This is a genomic window from Mesorhizobium sp. M7A.F.Ca.US.005.03.2.1, from assembly GCF_003997795.1.
In the GTDB taxonomy this organism is placed as follows: domain Bacteria; phylum Pseudomonadota; class Alphaproteobacteria; order Rhizobiales; family Rhizobiaceae; genus Mesorhizobium; species Mesorhizobium ciceri.
On sequence record NZ_RZRP01001458.1, the window covers coordinates 1 to 750 of the forward strand.

Below are 750 nucleotides of genomic sequence, written 5' to 3' on the forward strand. Positions count from 1 at the left end.
GTATGGACGTCGGGCCTGTTGAGATACGGCCCCCATGCGGTCCGCAGCGATCTCGACCCCGAAGCCAAGCGCCGGCTTGCCGTGTTCCTCACCAACCTCAAGTCGACGACGCCCGATATCTACGATCTCCTGGAATCGAAACATTCCGGCGGCTTCGCCACCGTGGCGCCAAAAGACTACGAGATGGCCGCTGCTATCGTGCGCTTCGTTTCGGACCGTGGGCCGCAGCAGTAGCTGGAGCGGCCTGCGCACGCCTGGCTGCCTCTGTTCAACAGTCGCTGCAAGGGATCGTCACGCTTCTGCGGGGGCGCAGAAAATAGGTTTCGCCCATGGTTATGTTGCTGAAAGCCGAGGTCAGCCCAAGCTTCTGTTGACTGCTCGCGCTCCACGCGATGACCGGCGTATAGCCGAGGTTGCTTTCAACGCGGATGAGAAAAGTGTTGGCGACTCTGAGCGACGCCGGGATCGTTGTCTCGGTGGTGGCGGCGGCGCCAGGGCTGGCGACGCCGGCTACCAATTTGCGTGACCACACCACCAGTGCCCTCGTCGCATCGGCCGAGACCTGGATTGCCGTGACGGTGATGGTCGGATTTGAGCGGTTGTAGGGCTGAAGGGTGACGCTGCCGATCTGCATGATGGCGTCGACATCTGCCTTGAGGACGCTTGTCTGCTGGGTGACGAGATCGGCCACCATGCTGCCGATACGGCTGACCTTCTTGCTGGTCTCGATGGCTTGCGACGCTTCCATTG

At 61.7% G+C, this 750-nt stretch carries 1 protein-coding gene and 1 pseudogene; one reads left to right on the forward strand and one right to left on the reverse strand.

The window, feature by feature from the left end; translation table 11 throughout:
• Positions 1 to 234: pseudogene (locus tag EN991_RS38465) on the forward strand (phosphonate ABC transporter substrate-binding protein); the annotation flags it as partial.
• A 34-nt stretch (positions 235 to 268) separates the two neighbouring features.
• Here EN991_RS38465 and EN991_RS38470 read toward each other — a convergent pair.
• The coding region (locus EN991_RS38470) for a pilus assembly protein (RefSeq protein WP_164769775.1) at positions 269 to 750 on the reverse strand (482 nt) is incomplete at its 5' end.